The following is a 14,025-nucleotide window of genomic DNA, read 5'->3' on the forward strand; positions in this document are numbered from 1 at the left end:
TAACCACAGGCCGTAGTTTGGCGAAAACTCTTCGTTGGTACTGCGACCGACCGCAATCGCGAGATCACGCGGTATGGGTCCCGGCCTTCGCCGGGACGACCCTGAATTTGTCGCTTCAGCTCAACCAAAACCTCGGCGTCGTCGGCTCCAGCCTTCCGCCCGCGCGCACCGGTGCAATCCGTAGTGCAAGCCCCGTCGCGTCATCCGTCTCCACGGCAACGCCGCTGAGCGTCGCTGCGCCCGCTGCCGGTTCGAACCGCCCCGACGGAATTCCCGACGTGAACCTCCGCAGCGGCTCCTCCTTCTGCATGCCGATGATGGAGTCGTAGTCGCCGGTCATGCCGGCATCGGTCATGTAGGCAGTGCCGCCCGACAGGATCTGGTGGTCGGCGGTCGGCACATGGGTGTGCGTGCCGACGACGAGGCTGGCGCGGCCGTCGCAAAAGAAGCCGATGCCCTGTTTCTCGCTACTCGCCTCGCAATGGAAATCAACGACGATGGCGTCAGCGGCAACGCCGAGCGGACAGGCGCCGAGCTCGCGCTCCAGCGCTGCAAAGGGATCGTCGAACGGGGTCATGAAGACGCGGCCGAGCGCGTTGACGACCAGCGCGTGCTTGCCGTTCTTGGTCTCGACCAGCGCCGCGCCGCGGCCGGGCGTGCCGCGCGGATAGTTCGTTGGCCGCACCAGGCGCTCCGCGCGCTCGATGAACACCAGCGCTTCACGCTGGTCCCAGGAGTGATTGCCGAGCGTCACGGCGTCGGCGCCGGCGTCGAGAAATTCCTGATAGATCGCTTCCGTGATGCCGAAGCCGCCGGCGGAATTCTCGCCGTTGACGACGACGAAATCGAGCGACCAGTCCTTGACCATGCCGGGCAGATATTCGGCGATGGCGTTGCGCCCCGCACGGCCGACGACATCACCCACGAAGAGAATGCGCAACTTCAGAACTCCGGAAATCGAATACGTCGGATTCCGTTAGCACATAATCCAGCGCGACGTCGTGAGATAGTGCCGGAACCGCCTTGATCTCCTGCGCTGCAAAAGCGAGCCCGACAGCGATGATGTTGTTGGCTTTTCGCAGATGCGCGAAGGTGTGGTCGTAGTGCCCGGCGCCATAGCCGATGCGATGGCCGAGACGGTCGAAGGCAGCCAGCGGCGTCAGCATGATGTCCGGAATGACTTCAGCGGCCCCGGGCGACGGTTCGGGAATGCCGAGCGGGCCGAGCATGAGGCGATCGTTCGGATGGAAGATGCGGAAGATCAGCGACTGGCCGCGCGCGGTGACACAGGGCAGCGCGAGCCTGGCGCCCTCCTCGGCCAGCTTCTTCATCAGCGGCATCGGATCGATCTCGCTGCGGATCGGCGAATAACCGGACACGATGCTGCCAGGCAGAAGCTGGAACGGCAGCCCGCGCTCGGCGAGCTTGGCGGCGGCGGCGGTGCGCTTCTTTTCGCTCAGCGCATCGCGCGCCGCGAGCGCCTTGGCACGGAGTTCGGCTTTCGAATTCGACATGCGCAGGGTCCCCACGTCATCACCCGCCTTGTGCGCCCTTGCGCAATGGAGCGGGTGATCCAGCGTTCCAGAGGCGGTGGTGATTCACACAAAGGCCGCGGCGTACTGGATGCCCCGGTCAAGCCGGGGCATGACTTGAACCAGCCGCAGTCGTTTCAACAAGCACAAATCGAGCAAACAAAAGTGCGAAGCCGCGAACGCCGTTGAAGCACTCGATCCCGGAGTTCCCTACGAAAGTAGGTGGGCACCATATGTCCGAGCCCACGGGCCCGGCCAGGGACAGTTCCCTAAAGGATCGATAAGGCCCCGGGGATTATGGCTCCTGACGTGCGTCGCAGCCTCGCTTGGGCAATGTAACAACGATGCTGACAAATCGCCAGCCCGGTGAGGGGTCAGCCGATGGCGATCCCGTTGCCGACGGTCCGGTTCAGGACCTGGGTCGATTTCTCGATGCGCTCGGCCGCAGAGTTCAGTGCGGTCACGACCGCCGTTTGGGTCAACCGGGCGCGCTCGACGGCTGCGTTGCGGAAATCCCGCAGCTCGGTCAACTCCTGCTCCATGGTGCGGATGCGGTTGCCAGCGTCGACCAGCTCGTCGCAGACGGTCAGCGCCGCCATCACCGTGAGCCGTGCGTCCCCGATCTCGCCGAACTTTCCGCGCAGCGACTGGATCCGCGTCTCCAGGCTTTCGGCGAGCTTGAGCAGCCGCACCTCCTGGCCCTCCTCGCAGGCCATGCGGTATTGCCGGCCGTTGATGGTGACGTTGATGTGGCTCATCCGTCCTCTCCGGTATCGAGCACCGAGCGTATCGTGACGATCGCGGAATCCAGCCGGTCGGAGATCTCGCGGCTGGAGCGCTCGAGCTTGCGCGCCTTCACCAGCGCGCCGTCGAGCTCGTCTGCAAGCCGCGAGCGGTCCGCGCCCAGCGCCTGGATCCGCGCCGCGAGCTCGTTCTCGTCGCGGTCGGCATCGCGCCGCCGCTCCACCGCGTTTTCGAGCGAGTCGAGCGCCGCCATGAGCCTGCGGGTCGCGATCTCGATCTCGACGGCAGAGGACTCGGTCATGGCAGAGCTGTTGGAAACGCGATCGTTCATGCAGTCAGCGGCGGAACCTGTGGCCTTGCCCATGGGCTTTTCCTTGGGCTTTTTCTGGGGCTTGCCGCCCGGCAAAAGACTCGGTTCGGCAAGCGGTTAGAAGCAGAAATTTACGTGGCAAGCCAGGGAAGCGCAACGCCGCCGCGAAACTATGCACCGCTAAGCAACTTTTACGGCCAAACCGACGTTTGATTGCCTTGGACTCCCGGAACCGAGGTGCTATTTCAGCCCCCGACCTTCAGTGCCGCCAGGCTCCCCCCATACGGCCCGCACCCGCCGCCAAGCGCCTCATTTCAGACGGATTTCAGACATGACGCAAGTCGACCACACCCGTATGGCCAACGCGATCCGCGGCCTCGCAATGGACGCCGTCGAGAAGGCGAAATCCGGCCATCCCGGTTTGCCGATGGGCGCGGCCGACATGGCCACGGTGCTGTTCACGCAGTTCCTGAAATTCGACGCCGCCGCACCTAGCTGGCCGGATCGCGACCGCTTCGTGCTCTCGGCCGGCCACGGCTCGATGCTGCTGTATTCGCTGCTGTACCTGACCGGCAATTCCGACATGACGCTGGACCAGATCAAGCAATTCCGCCAGGTCGACTCGCTGACTCCCGGACATCCCGAAAATTTCCGCACCAAGGGTATCGAGACCACCACAGGCCCGCTGGGCCAGGGCATCTCCACCGCCGTCGGTATGGCGCTCGCCGAAAAAATGCTCGCCGCCGAGTTCGGCAAGAAGATCGTCGATCACTACACCTACGTGCTCGCCTCGGACGGCGACCTGATGGAAGGCGTGTCGCAGGAGGCGATCGCGATGGCCGGGCACTGGAAGCTCAACAAGATGATCGTTCTCTACGACGACAACGGCATCTCGATCGACGGCCCGACCTCGATTTCCGATTCCGTGGACCAGGTGAAGCGTTTCAAGTCGGCGGGCTGGGCCGCCGAGAAGATCGACGGCCACGACCAGGCCGCGATATCGGCCGCGATCACGCGGGCGCAGAAGTCGAGCAAGCCGACGCTGATCGCCTGCCGCACCACCATCGGCTTCGGCGCGCCGCATAAGGCCGGTACGGCGAAGGCCCATGGCGAAGCGCTCGGCGCCGACGAGCTCAAGGCCGCCAAGGAAAATCTCGGCATCTCGCTCGAGCCGTTCTCGGTCCCGGACGACGTGCTGAAGGCGTGGCGCGCAGCCGGCAGCCGCGGCGTGGCAGTTCGCCAGGAATGGGAAGGCCGTCTCGGTGAACTCGGCAGCCGCAAGCGCGCCGAGTTCGAGCGCCGCCTGCGCCATGAACGTCCGGCCTCGCTCGTGAAGGCAGTGCGCGCCTACAAGAAGGAGCTGCTGGAAAAGCCGATGACAGCGGCGACCCGCAAATCCTCGGAAGCGGTGATCGAAGTCATTGCCGGCGCCATGCCGATGGAATTTTTGGCAGGCTCGGCCGACCTCACGGGGTCCAACAACAACAAGGCGAAGTCGGCAACCGCCTTCTCGGCCAAGACGCCGAAGGGCCGCTTCATCCATTACGGCATCCGCGAGCACGGCATGTGCGCGGCCATGAACGGCATCTTCCTGCACGGCGGTTTCGCGCCGAACGGCGCGACCTTCCTGGTGTTCACCGACTATGCGCGCCCTGCGATGCGCCTTGCCGCGTTGATGGGCGCCGGCGTCGTCTACGTGATGACGCACGACTCCATCGGCCTCGGTGAAGACGGCCCGACCCATCAGCCGGTCGAGCATCTCGCCGCGCTCCGCGCCATCCCGAACATGCGTGTGTTCCGCCCCTGTGATTCCATCGAGGTGGCCGAATGCTGGGAGCTCGCGCTGAACCGCCTCGACGGCCCGACCGTGCTGGCGCTGACACGGCAGAACCTGCCGCAGCTCCGCACCACCGCGCCGAACGACAGCCCTTGCGCTCAGGGTGCCTACGAACTGGTGGCCGCCCAGGGCGAAGCCAAGGCAACGCTGTTCGCCTCCGGCTCCGAGGTCGAGATCGCGGTCGCGGCCCAGAAGCAGCTCGCCGAACGCGGCATCCCGTCGCGGGTGGTCTCGGTTCCCTCGCTCGAGCTGTTGTTAGCGCAACCAGAGGCCAAGCGTGCCGCCATCATCGGCAACGCGCCGGTGAAGGTCGCGATCGAGGCGGCGGTACGCTGGGGCTGGGATGCCGTGATCGGCCATGATGGCGAATTCATCGGCATGCATTCCTTCGGCGAAAGCGGTCCGGCGAAGGAGCTTTACAAGCATTTCGGCATTACCGCCGAGGCTGCGGTGAACGCCGTGCTGAAGCGCGTTTCGTGAGAGTTGAGCTTGCCAAAAAAAGGGATTACCTAATTTCTCATATGATCAAGCACCGCCCGGATGAACCGGGCGTCCGCCCTAAAAAAACCCTCGCAGGCGCGCTAAGCGCGTTGTGCGGGAAGATCGGCGTTATCGAACACCCGTCATTGAACGGTCATAAGGAGACGAAACATGGTGGTCCGCGTCGGAATTAACGGTTTTGGCCGCATCGGCCGCAACATCCTGCGGGCCATCGCTGAGTCCGGCCGCAAGGACATCGAGGTCGTCGGCATCAACGACCTCGGCCCGGTCGAGACCAACGCCCATCTGCTTCGCTTCGACAGCGTCCATGGCCGCTTCCCCGGCGCGGTGACCGTCGAGGGCGACACGATCAGCCTCGGTGGCAACAAGATCAAGGTGACCGCGGAGCGCGATCCCTCGAAGCTGCCGTGGAAGGACCTCGGCATCGACATCGCGATGGAGTGCACCGGCATCTTCGCCTCAAAGGACAAGGCCTCTGCGCATCTGACCGCCGGCGCCAAGCGCGTGCTGGTCTCCGCGCCCGCCGACGGCGCCGATGCCACCATCGTCTACGGCGTCAACCACGACACGCTGACCAGGGATCATCTGGTCGTCTCCAACGGCTCCTGCACGACCAACTGCCTCGCTCCGGTCGTCAAGGTGCTGAACGACCTCGTCGGCATCGAGACCGGCTTCATGACCACCATCCACGCCTATACCGGCGACCAGCCGACGCTCGACACCATGCACAAGGATCTCTACCGCGGCCGCGCCGCTGCGATGTCGATGATCCCGACCTCGACCGGCGCCGCCAAGGCGATCGGTCTCGTGCTGCCGGAGTTGAAGGGCAAGCTCGACGGCGTCGCGATCCGCGTGCCGACCCCGAACGTCTCGGTCATCGACCTCAAGATCGTCGCCAAGCGCGCCACCGATCCGAAGGAAATCAACGCGGCGATGAAGCGCGCCTCCGAGCAGCAGCTCAAGGGCATTCTCGGCTATACCACGGCGCCAAACGTCTCGATCGATTTCAACCACGACCCGCACTCCTCGACCTTCCACGAGGACCAGACCAAGGTGCAGAACGGCACGCTGGTACGCGTGATGTCCTGGTACGACAACGAATGGGGTTTCTCGAACCGCATGGCGGACACCGCCGTTGCGATGGCGAAGGTGATCTAAGAACGTAGGTCCCATGTCCCGGACGCGGTGCAGCGCGCGCGCTGCTCCGCAGAGCCGGGACCCATGTTCCCCGCGTAGGTCCCGGTTCTGCACAGCGGCACTTCGCGCCGCAGTGCGCCCGGGACAAGAGAGCCCAGAGATGACCAACAAATTCCGCACCCTCGACGACGTCGACGTGAAGGGCAAACGCGTGCTGCTGCGCGTCGATCTCAACGTGCCCATGGACAACGGGCGCGTCACTGATGCGACCCGGCTCGAGCGTGTCGCGCCGACCATCACCGAAATCTCCGACAAGGGCGGCAAGGTCATCCTGCTCGCGCATTTCGGCCGGCCCAAAGGGCGCGATGCCAATGACTCGCTCAAGCCCGTCGCCGAGGCGCTCGCCAAGGTCGTGAAGAAGCCCGTCGCCTTCGCCGACGACTGCATCGGCGAGCCCGCGGCCTCGGCCGTTGCCGGCTTGAAGGACGGCGACATCCTCTGCCTGGAAAACACCCGCTTCCACAAGGAAGAGGAACAGAACGATCCCGCCTTCGTCGCGGAGCTGGCCAAGCTCGGCGACATCTGGGTCAATGACGCGTTCTCGGCCGCGCACCGCGCCCATGCCTCGACCGAAGGCCTCGGCCACAAGCTGCCGGGCTATGCCGGCCGCACCATGCAGGCCGAACTGATTGCGCTGGAGAAGGCGCTGGGCTCACCGGCCAAGCCCGTCATCGCGATCATCGGCGGTGCCAAGGTCTCGACCAAGATCGACCTGCTCGAAAACCTCGTGACCAAGGTCGACGCGCTCGTGATCGGCGGCGGGATGGCCAACACCTTCATGCACGCCCAGGGCGTCGGGATCGGCAAGTCGCTGGCCGAGAAGGATCTCGCCGCGACTGCGCTGCGCATCATGGAGAAGGCGGAAGCCGCCAACTGCGCGATCATCCTGCCGGTGGACGCGGTCGTCGCCTATCATTTCGCCGCCAACGCGCCGTCGCATGCCTATGGCCTCGACGCGATCCCGGCCGACGGCATGATCCTCGACGTCGGTCCGCAGTCGATCGCACGCGTCCATGCCGCAATCGACGACGCGGCGACGCTGGTCTGGAACGGACCGCTCGGTGCCTTCGAGATGCAACCCTTCGATCGCGGCACGATGGCAGCCGCCAAGCATGCCGCCGAGCGCACCAAGGCCAAGAAGCTGATCTCGATCGCGGGCGGTGGCGACACCGTCGCGGCCCTCAACCAGGCCCATGTGGCCGGTCAGTTCACCTATGTCTCGACCGCCGGTGGCGCATTTCTTGAATGGATGGAAGGCAAACCCCTGCCCGGCGTCGAAGTTCTGCGCACCAAATAATCAGTCGCGAATAATTAGCGGCCTTGAAGAAGTGGCCTTTGCAGGCCCAAACGGGAGAAGAAGACACATGGCTCGGATCACGTTGCGTCAATTGCTCGACCATGCGGCAGAGAACGATTACGGCGTACCGGCCTTCAACATCAACAATATGGAGCAGGCGCTGGCGATCATGGACGCGGCCAATCAGGTCGACGCGCCCGTCATCATCCAGGCCTCGCGCGGCGCGCGGTCCTACGCCAACGACATCATGCTCAAGCACATGATGGACGCGGTGACCGAGATCTATCCGCACATCCCGGTCTGCGTGCATCTCGACCACGGCAATGAAGCCGCAACCTGCATGACCGCGATCCAGGCCGGCTTCACCTCGGTCATGATGGACGGCTCGCTCAAGGCTGACGGCAAGACCCCCGGCGACTGGGGCTACAATGTCGGCGTCACCAGGATCGTGACCGACATGGCCCATCTCGGCGGCATCTCGGTCGAGGGCGAGCTCGGCGTGCTCGGCTCGCTCGAGACCGGCATGGGCGACAAGGAAGACGGCCACGGCGCCGAGGGCAAGCTAAGCCACGACCAGCTCCTGACCAATCCGGACGAAGCCGTGAAGTTCGTCCAGGAGACCCAGGTCGACGCGCTCGCGATCGCGATGGGGACTTCTCACGGCGCCTACAAATTTACCCGCAAGCCCGACGGCGACATCCTCGCCATGAACGTGATCGAGGAGATCCACCGCAAGCTGCCGAACACCCATCTTGTCATGCACGGCTCCTCGTCGGTGCCGCAGGACCTCCAGGACATCATCAACGCCTATGGCGGCAAGATGAAGCCGACCTGGGGCGTTCCGGTCGCCGAAATCCAGCGCGGCATCAAGAACGGCGTTCGCAAGATCAACATCGACACCGACAACCGCATGGCGATGACCGGCCAGATCCGGAAAGTGCTCAAGGACAATCCGGAAGAATTCGACCCGCGCAAGTACCTGAAGCCCGCGATGGAAGCCATGACCAGGCTGTGCAAGCAGCGGCTCCAGGAATTCAATACCGCAGGCCAGGCCGCCAAGATCAAGAAGGTGCTTACGACGGCCGAAATGGCCAAGCGCTACGCCAAGGGCGAGCTCGCCCCCCGCGTCGCGTAGCGATCGCGCGGTGGCGTAACCACCCCCCACTTTCTCCGTCATTCCGGGCGCCGCAAACCGGCGAGCCCGGGATGGCGACCTTGTTGCCGGTACCAAAGCCCCTCCCCCCTTGCCCTGCGACGAACGTTAACTCGGCATTTGCCCGAGAACGGTCTATTTTCACAGGCAAGGGCAGAATCGTTTTGGGAGGACCTCTCGATGAATCTGACTGAGCTCAACAGGATCGCGACCGCCATGGTCGCGCCCGGCAAGGGCATCCTTGCCGCCGACGAATCCTCCGGCACCATCAAGAAGCGTTTCGACGCGATCGGCGTGGAATCGACCGAAGAGAACCGCCGCGACTATCGGGAGATGCTGTTCCGCTCGAAGGAAGCCATGAGCCGGTACATCTCCGGCGTCATCCTCTATGACGAGACGATCTGGCAGGACGCGAAGGACGGCACGCCCCTGCTCAAGCTGATCGAGAGCAGCGGCGCTATTCCCGGCATCAAGGTCGACGAAGGCACCCAAGCCCTGCCGATGTGCCCGGGCGAGCTCGTCACCGTCGGGCTCGACAAGCTCGCCGAGCGGCTGAAGAAATATTACGAGCGCGGCGCGCGCTTCGCCAAATGGCGCGCGGTGATCGACATCGGCAGCGGTATTCCCTCGATGACCGCGATCAGCGTCAACGCCCATGGGCTGGCGCGCTATGCGGCGCTGTGCCAGGCTGCGCAGATCGTACCGATCGTCGAGCCGGAAGTGCTGATGGACGGCGATCACGACATCGATCGCTGCTATGAGGTGACGAACCGCGTGCTCAACAAGACCTTCCAGGAATTGCGCCTGCAGCGGGTCGCGCTCGAGGGCATGGTGCTGAAGCCGAACATGGCAGTCTCCGGCAAGAAGTCCGCGAAGCAGGCTTCCGTCGAGGAGGTCGCGGAGAAGACGATACGGCTGCTCAAGGCCTGCGTGCCCGCGGCGGTGCCCGGCATCGCCTTTCTCTCCGGCGGCCAGTCGGATGAAGAGGCGACCGCGCATCTCAACGCCATGCACAAGCTCGGTCCGCTGCCCTGGGGCCTGACCTTCTCCTACGGCCGCGCGCTCCAGGCCGCGCCGCAGAAGGCCTGGTCGGGCAAGGCCGAGAACGTCGCAGCCGGACAAAACGCATTCAGTCACCGCGCGCGTATGAATGGGCTCGCCTCCAGAGGCGAATGGCAAAGCAGCCTGGAACAGAAGGCAGCCTAGATCTTGTCGAACAAATCTCCTCCGCCGCGCCCTGCGCCGCGCCTTTATCTCGCGACGCCTGTCGTCGATGATCACGCTTCGCTTCTGGCCGAGCTGCCCGGCCTGCTTGCTTCCGCCGACGTCGCGGCCGTGCTGCTGCGGCTGAAGGAGACCGACCAACGCACGATGATCTCGCGGATCAAGGCTCTGGCGCCGCCGGTTCAGAAAGCGGGCGCCGCGCTGCTCATTGAAGGCCATGCCGAACTGGTCGCGCGCGGTGGCGCCGACGGCGCGCATCTTGCGAGCCTCGCTGCGCTGGAAGAGGCCGCACCCTCGCTCAAGCCCGATCGTATCGCCGGCGTCGGCGGGCTTGAGACGCGCCACGATTCCATGAGCGCGGGCGAGCTGGGCGCCGACTACGTGCTGTTCGGCGAGCCCGACGAGAAAGGCCAGCGGCCGTCGTCTCAGGCGATTGCCGAGCGGCTGGATTGGTGGGCCGAGTTGTTCGAGCCGCCCTGCGTCGGCTTTGCCATGTCGCTGGAAGAGGCCCACGAATTCGCCGCCAGCGGCGCCGATTTCGTGCTGGTCGGCGAGTTCATCTGGGCCGATCCGCGCGGACCCAAGGCCGCGCTGATCGAGATCGACGCTGCGATCAGGAAGGCCTATGCGACAGCGCTTGCCGGCCAAGATCCTGCGGGCCGGAAGCCTGCGGGTCGAGAGCACGGCTAGCGCCCGGCATGAAGCTCCCGCGCATCACCATCCTGGCCACGTTGCTGCTCACGGTGCCTGCGGCCGCGCAGCTCCAGATCACGCCGCCTGCGGCGACGCCGAGCCCGCCCGCCGAGAAACAGAAACCCAAGCCGCCCCCGGTCGCCAAGAAAAAGGAGGCCGCGCCGGCTCCCAAACCTTCGGCGTCCCCCAAGCCGGCCCCGGCAGCAACCGTGATCCCGGCGCCTCCGACCGACAATTCCAACGTCGATCTGGTGTTCGGCGCCTATCAGCGCGGCCAGTACAAAACCGCCCTCGATCTCGCCACCGCCCGTGCCGCGACCGGCGATGCCAAGGCGATGACCATGCTGGGTGAACTCTATTCCAACGCCATGGGCATCCGGCGCGACTACGCCAAGGCGCTGCAATGGTACAAGCGCGCCGCCGATGCCGGCGACCGTGAGGCGATGTTCGCGCTCGCCATGCTCAGGATTTCCGGCCGCGGCGGCGCGGTCGATAAAGGCGAGGCGGTCAAGCTGATGGCCTCCGCCGCCAAGCTCGGCGAGCCCAAGGCGGCCTATAACCTCGCGCTGCTCTATCTCGACGGCCAGACCCTGCCGCAGGACGTCAAGCGCTCCGCCGAGCTGCTGCGCCAGGCCGCCGATGCCGGCCTGCCCGAGGCGCAATACGCGCTCGCGACCTTCTACAAGGAAGGCACCGGCGTGCCCAAGGACCCCGAAAGGGCGGTGCGTCTGCTCCAGGCCGCCACGCTGACGGACAATGTCGATGCCGAGGTCGAATACGCCATCGCGCTGTTCAACGGCACCGGTACGCCGAAGAACCAGCCGGCCGCCGTGGCCCTGCTGCGCAAGGCCTCCCGCCAGGGCAGCGCGATCGCTCAGAACCGGCTGGCCTGGGTCCTGATCAACGGCATGGGTACATCCGTGGACAAGGTCGAAGGCTTTAAATGGCATCTTGTGGCCAAGACCGGCGGCAAGGGCGATCCGGAGCTGGACAAGCAATTGTCCGATTTGCCGGCCGAGGAGCGCGCCAAGGTCGAGGCCGCCGCCAGGAAATGGCTCGGGACCAAATGACTTGACGCAATGACTTGACGTTGGGCCCCTCGCAGGGCACCCAATCTCTCAAACAGGCGCGATTTCGCGCCATTTCCCCCGTTCAAGACCAGAGCTCATGCTGTATTCCGCAACTATCAACGTCATGGTCAAGGCCGCGCGCCGCGCCGGCCGCAGCCTCAAGCGCGATCTCGGCGAGATCGAGCATCTCCAGGTCTCGCTGAAGGGACCGGCGAATTACGTCTCGCTCGCCGACAAGCGCGCTGAGGAAATCGTCTACCAGGACCTCGCCAAGGCCCGCCCCGGCTACGGCTTCATCGGCGAGGAAGGGGGAACGCGCGAGGGCTCCGACAAGAGCCACACCTGGATCGTCGATCCGCTCGACGGCACCACCAACTTCCTGCACGGCATCCCGCAATTCGCGATCTCGATCGGGCTTTCGCGCGAGGGCACGATCATCGCAGGCGTGATCTACAACCCCGCCAATGACGAGCTCTATATCGCCGAGCGCGGCAAGGGCGCCTTCCTCAACGACCAGCGCCTGCGCGTTGCCGGCCGGCGCCAGCTCAACGAATGCGTGGTGGCCTGCGGCTTGCCCCATATCGGCCGCGGCGACCACGAGGAATTCCGCCGCGAGATGACCGCGATCCAGGACCGCGTCGCCGGCCTCCGCCGCTTCGGCGCCGCCTCCCTCGATCTCGCCTTCGTCGCCGCCGGTCGTCTCGACGGCTACTGGGAGCGCAATTTGCAATCCTGGGACATCGCGGCGGGTATGATCATGGTGCGCGAGGCCGGCGGAACGGTCACCGACATCGACACGCCCGGCGATGCCCTGGTGACGGGCAATGTCGTGTGCGGGAATGAGTTCGTGCACGGGGAATTGGTGAAGGTGTTGAGGAAGTAGGCGTAGGCCGAGGTCGCGCCTTACACACCTCTGTCATCGTCCGCGAAGGCGGACGATCCAGTATTCCAGAGAGTTCAGTTGGATATGGAACGGCCGCGGCGTACTGGATGCTCCGCCTGCGGCAAGCTATCGACTTGAGAAGTAAAGCCCGGCGACGATGAGAGCAGCAAAGATTGCCCATGGAACGGCTAAGTCTCGCAAGACACCGCCCCGGCAGGCCGCAGACAGCGTTCCGGGGAGCCAATAGAGCACGATAAACAGCTTGGTCCTTATGCCGCCCCACTTGACATAGCTGGGCTGCTCATCGACCGGCCTTCGGAAATCGCGCCAAATGTAAAGAGCGCCCGTAAGTATATAAGCGATTGCTATGGCGGCCACCATTCTCATGGATCGCCTGCTCCTTCCCCAAGCCGCTGGGTGGCAGCTCTGCGGCTTCATCTGAACCAACTAAGCGTCATCCTCGTCGGATTCGTCGCGGTACTCACCGCCGATGGTCAGGCCCTCGATGGCCGTGGCGCCTTTCGACTTGATCACCCGGCGAAGTGGGACCGAACTCTCGCTTCGCAACGCCTCCATCAGCTGTTCCGAATGGGTGACAATCCAGATGTCGGCGCGGCGTGATGCCTTGGCGATCAGCCGGGCCAGCGGTGCCAGCAGCGACGGATGCAGGCTTGTCTCGGGTTCGTTCAGCGCGATGAACGGCGGCAGCCGGTAACCCATGAACACCGCGAGCAGGCAGATGTATTTCAGCGTGCCATCGGATAGTTCATGAGCCCTGAACGGCCGCGGCATATCCGCCAATTGCAGATCAAATTGACAGAAGCCGTTTTCCTCCCACGCGCGGAGTTCGGCGCCCGGGAATGCATCCTGGATTGCGTCCTGCAGGTCGTTGGCGTCTTCCCGAATGACATAGAGAGTCGCGAGGGCGGCAGCCAAATCGGTTCCATCGGCGCTGAGTGAGGGCGTTGCGATCGCCAGACAAGGCTTTCGTATCGGTGACGCCGGATCAGTGCGAAAGTCATGATAGAATCGCCAGCCCAGCATCGCATTTCTGATCAGGTCGATTTCCGGGCATTGCTTGCCATTGGAAAAAGCCGCAAGCGCGGTCTCTGACGGCAGCACCGCATCCTTGTGAGCGTTCCAGGCGCCGCTCTCGCCGCGGACGCTGATGAGCGAATTAATCCGCTCCATCAGCTTGACCGTTCGTTTGCCGTGCGTCGCCTCGATACCTTCGGCCTTGATCATCGGCTCGCCGGAAAACGCGGCCTGAGCCGGGCTTGGAAACCCCAGCTCGATGGAATACCTCATGCTGTCGAATGTGGCCGAGAGGCGCAGCCGCCCGTCTTCGCCTCGCTTGCGAATGCCGGACCAGCAGACCGAATTCAATCCGCCTTCATCGGCGATCGTGCGGGTGATTTGACCGGTCGCCGCGTCGCGCAACAGCGACAAGGACTTGTAGAGATTGGATTTGCCGACACCATTCTCGCCCACAAACACGGATAAGGGGTGGATGGGTATGGAGAGCCGCCGAATGGAGCGATAGTTCGAGATCGCAATTTCAATCGGACGCATCGCATGCTCTCA

General features: G+C 64.4%; 13 protein-coding genes and 1 other RNA gene. 8 read left to right on the top strand and 6 right to left on the bottom strand.

Going from position 1 to position 14,025, the window contains the following annotated elements:
- Positions 1-115: 115 nt before the first annotated feature.
- The 5 genes from IVA74_RS08895 to IVA74_RS08915 form a co-directional block, all read right to left on the bottom strand.
- On the bottom strand, positions 116-940 hold the full coding sequence (locus IVA74_RS08895; protein WP_247341773.1) for a TIGR00282 family metallophosphoesterase: 825 nt from the start codon (positions 938-940) through the stop codon (positions 116-118).
- A complete protein-coding gene (locus IVA74_RS08900; RefSeq protein ID WP_247341776.1) occupies positions 918-1,514 on the bottom strand; it encodes a 5-formyltetrahydrofolate cyclo-ligase in 597 nt (198 codons plus the stop codon). Before IVA74_RS08900 ends, IVA74_RS08895 begins: the two co-directional genes overlap by 23 nt.
- 184 nt (positions 1,515-1,698) lie before the next feature.
- A non-coding RNA gene (ssrS, locus tag IVA74_RS08905) (6S RNA) lies at positions 1,699-1,858 on the bottom strand.
- Positions 1,859-1,906: 48 nt separating this feature from the next.
- Positions 1,907-2,290 (bottom strand): cell division protein ZapA, encoded by a 384-nt coding sequence (locus IVA74_RS08910; protein ID WP_247341779.1) that lies wholly within the window; start codon positions 2,288-2,290, stop codon positions 1,907-1,909.
- A complete protein-coding gene (locus tag IVA74_RS08915; protein ID WP_247341857.1) occupies positions 2,287-2,607 on the bottom strand; it encodes a DUF4164 domain-containing protein in 321 nt (106 codons plus the stop codon). Before IVA74_RS08915 ends, IVA74_RS08910 begins: the two co-directional genes overlap by 4 nt.
- A 310-nt stretch (positions 2,608-2,917) precedes the next feature.
- On the opposite strand from IVA74_RS08915, the gene tkt reads away from it, so the two are divergent.
- The 8 genes from tkt (at position 2,918) to IVA74_RS08955 (ending at position 12,441) form a co-directional block, all read left to right on the top strand.
- Positions 2,918-4,903 carry a transketolase gene (tkt, locus tag IVA74_RS08920; RefSeq protein WP_247341783.1) on the top strand — a complete coding sequence of 662 codons (1,986 nt, stop codon included), beginning with the start codon at positions 2,918-2,920 and terminating at the stop codon, positions 4,901-4,903.
- Positions 4,904-5,074: 171 nt separating this feature from the next.
- Positions 5,075-6,082 carry a type I glyceraldehyde-3-phosphate dehydrogenase gene (gene gap, locus IVA74_RS08925; RefSeq protein ID WP_247341786.1) on the top strand — a complete coding sequence of 336 codons (1,008 nt, stop codon included), beginning with the start codon at positions 5,075-5,077 and terminating at the stop codon, positions 6,080-6,082.
- A 139-nt stretch (positions 6,083-6,221) separates the two neighbouring features.
- Positions 6,222-7,418 (top strand): phosphoglycerate kinase, encoded by a 1,197-nt coding sequence (locus IVA74_RS08930; protein ID WP_247341790.1) that lies wholly within the window; start codon positions 6,222-6,224, stop codon positions 7,416-7,418.
- A 67-nt stretch (positions 7,419-7,485) separates the two neighbouring features.
- Complete coding sequence (fba, locus tag IVA74_RS08935) at positions 7,486-8,553, top strand: class II fructose-bisphosphate aldolase (protein ID WP_247341794.1); 1,068 nt, start codon at positions 7,486-7,488, stop codon at positions 8,551-8,553.
- A gap of 198 nt (positions 8,554-8,751) precedes the next feature.
- A complete protein-coding gene (locus IVA74_RS08940) occupies positions 8,752-9,777 on the top strand; it encodes a class I fructose-bisphosphate aldolase (RefSeq protein ID WP_247341797.1) in 1,026 nt (341 codons plus the stop codon).
- Positions 9,778-9,780: 3 nt separating this feature from the next.
- Entirely contained in the window at positions 9,781-10,485 is a 705-nt protein-coding gene (locus tag IVA74_RS08945; RefSeq protein ID WP_247341800.1) for a thiamine phosphate synthase, read from the top strand.
- A gap of 8 nt (positions 10,486-10,493) precedes the next feature.
- Positions 10,494-11,558, top strand: a complete 1,065-nt coding sequence (locus tag IVA74_RS08950) for a tetratricopeptide repeat protein (protein WP_247341804.1) — start codon at positions 10,494-10,496, stop codon at positions 11,556-11,558.
- 97 nt (positions 11,559-11,655) lie between these two features.
- On the top strand, positions 11,656-12,441 hold the full coding sequence (locus IVA74_RS08955; protein ID WP_247341807.1) for an inositol monophosphatase family protein: 786 nt from the start codon (positions 11,656-11,658) through the stop codon (positions 12,439-12,441).
- A 447-nt stretch (positions 12,442-12,888) separates the two neighbouring features.
- On the opposite strand, the gene IVA74_RS08960 is transcribed toward IVA74_RS08955, so the two are convergent.
- Positions 12,889-14,013 (bottom strand): AAA family ATPase, encoded by a 1,125-nt coding sequence (locus IVA74_RS08960; protein ID WP_247341809.1) that lies wholly within the window; start codon positions 14,011-14,013, stop codon positions 12,889-12,891.
- Positions 14,014-14,025: the final 12 nt, after the last annotated feature.

The organism is Bradyrhizobium sp. 132, from assembly GCF_023074185.1.
Classification (GTDB): Bacteria; Pseudomonadota; Alphaproteobacteria; order Rhizobiales; family Xanthobacteraceae; genus Bradyrhizobium.

What these genes read in the sequence shown, in the direction of transcription:
- fba (WP_247341794.1), top strand. Translation starts at nt 7,486, where the DNA reads ATGGCTCGGATCACGTTGCGTCAATTGCTCGACCATGCGGCAGAGAAC.
- IVA74_RS08940 (WP_247341797.1), top strand. Translation starts at nt 8,752, where the DNA reads ATGAATCTGACTGAGCTCAACAGGATCGCGACCGCCATGGTCGCGCCC.
- IVA74_RS08960 (WP_247341809.1), bottom strand. Translation starts at nt 14,013, where the DNA reads ATGCGTCCGATTGAAATTGCGATCTCGAACTATCGCTCCATTCGGCGG.
- IVA74_RS08915 (WP_247341857.1), bottom strand. Translation starts at nt 2,607, where the DNA reads ATGAACGATCGCGTTTCCAACAGCTCTGCCATGACCGAGTCCTCTGCC.
- IVA74_RS08950 (WP_247341804.1), top strand. Translation starts at nt 10,494, where the DNA reads ATGAAGCTCCCGCGCATCACCATCCTGGCCACGTTGCTGCTCACGGTG.
- IVA74_RS08910 (WP_247341779.1), bottom strand. Translation starts at nt 2,290, where the DNA reads ATGAGCCACATCAACGTCACCATCAACGGCCGGCAATACCGCATGGCC.
- IVA74_RS08955 (WP_247341807.1), top strand. Translation starts at nt 11,656, where the DNA reads ATGCTGTATTCCGCAACTATCAACGTCATGGTCAAGGCCGCGCGCCGC.
- gap (WP_247341786.1), top strand. Translation starts at nt 5,075, where the DNA reads ATGGTGGTCCGCGTCGGAATTAACGGTTTTGGCCGCATCGGCCGCAAC.
- tkt (WP_247341783.1), top strand. Translation starts at nt 2,918, where the DNA reads ATGACGCAAGTCGACCACACCCGTATGGCCAACGCGATCCGCGGCCTC.
- IVA74_RS08930 (WP_247341790.1), top strand. Translation starts at nt 6,222, where the DNA reads ATGACCAACAAATTCCGCACCCTCGACGACGTCGACGTGAAGGGCAAA.
- IVA74_RS08900 (WP_247341776.1), bottom strand. Translation starts at nt 1,514, where the DNA reads ATGTCGAATTCGAAAGCCGAACTCCGTGCCAAGGCGCTCGCGGCGCGC.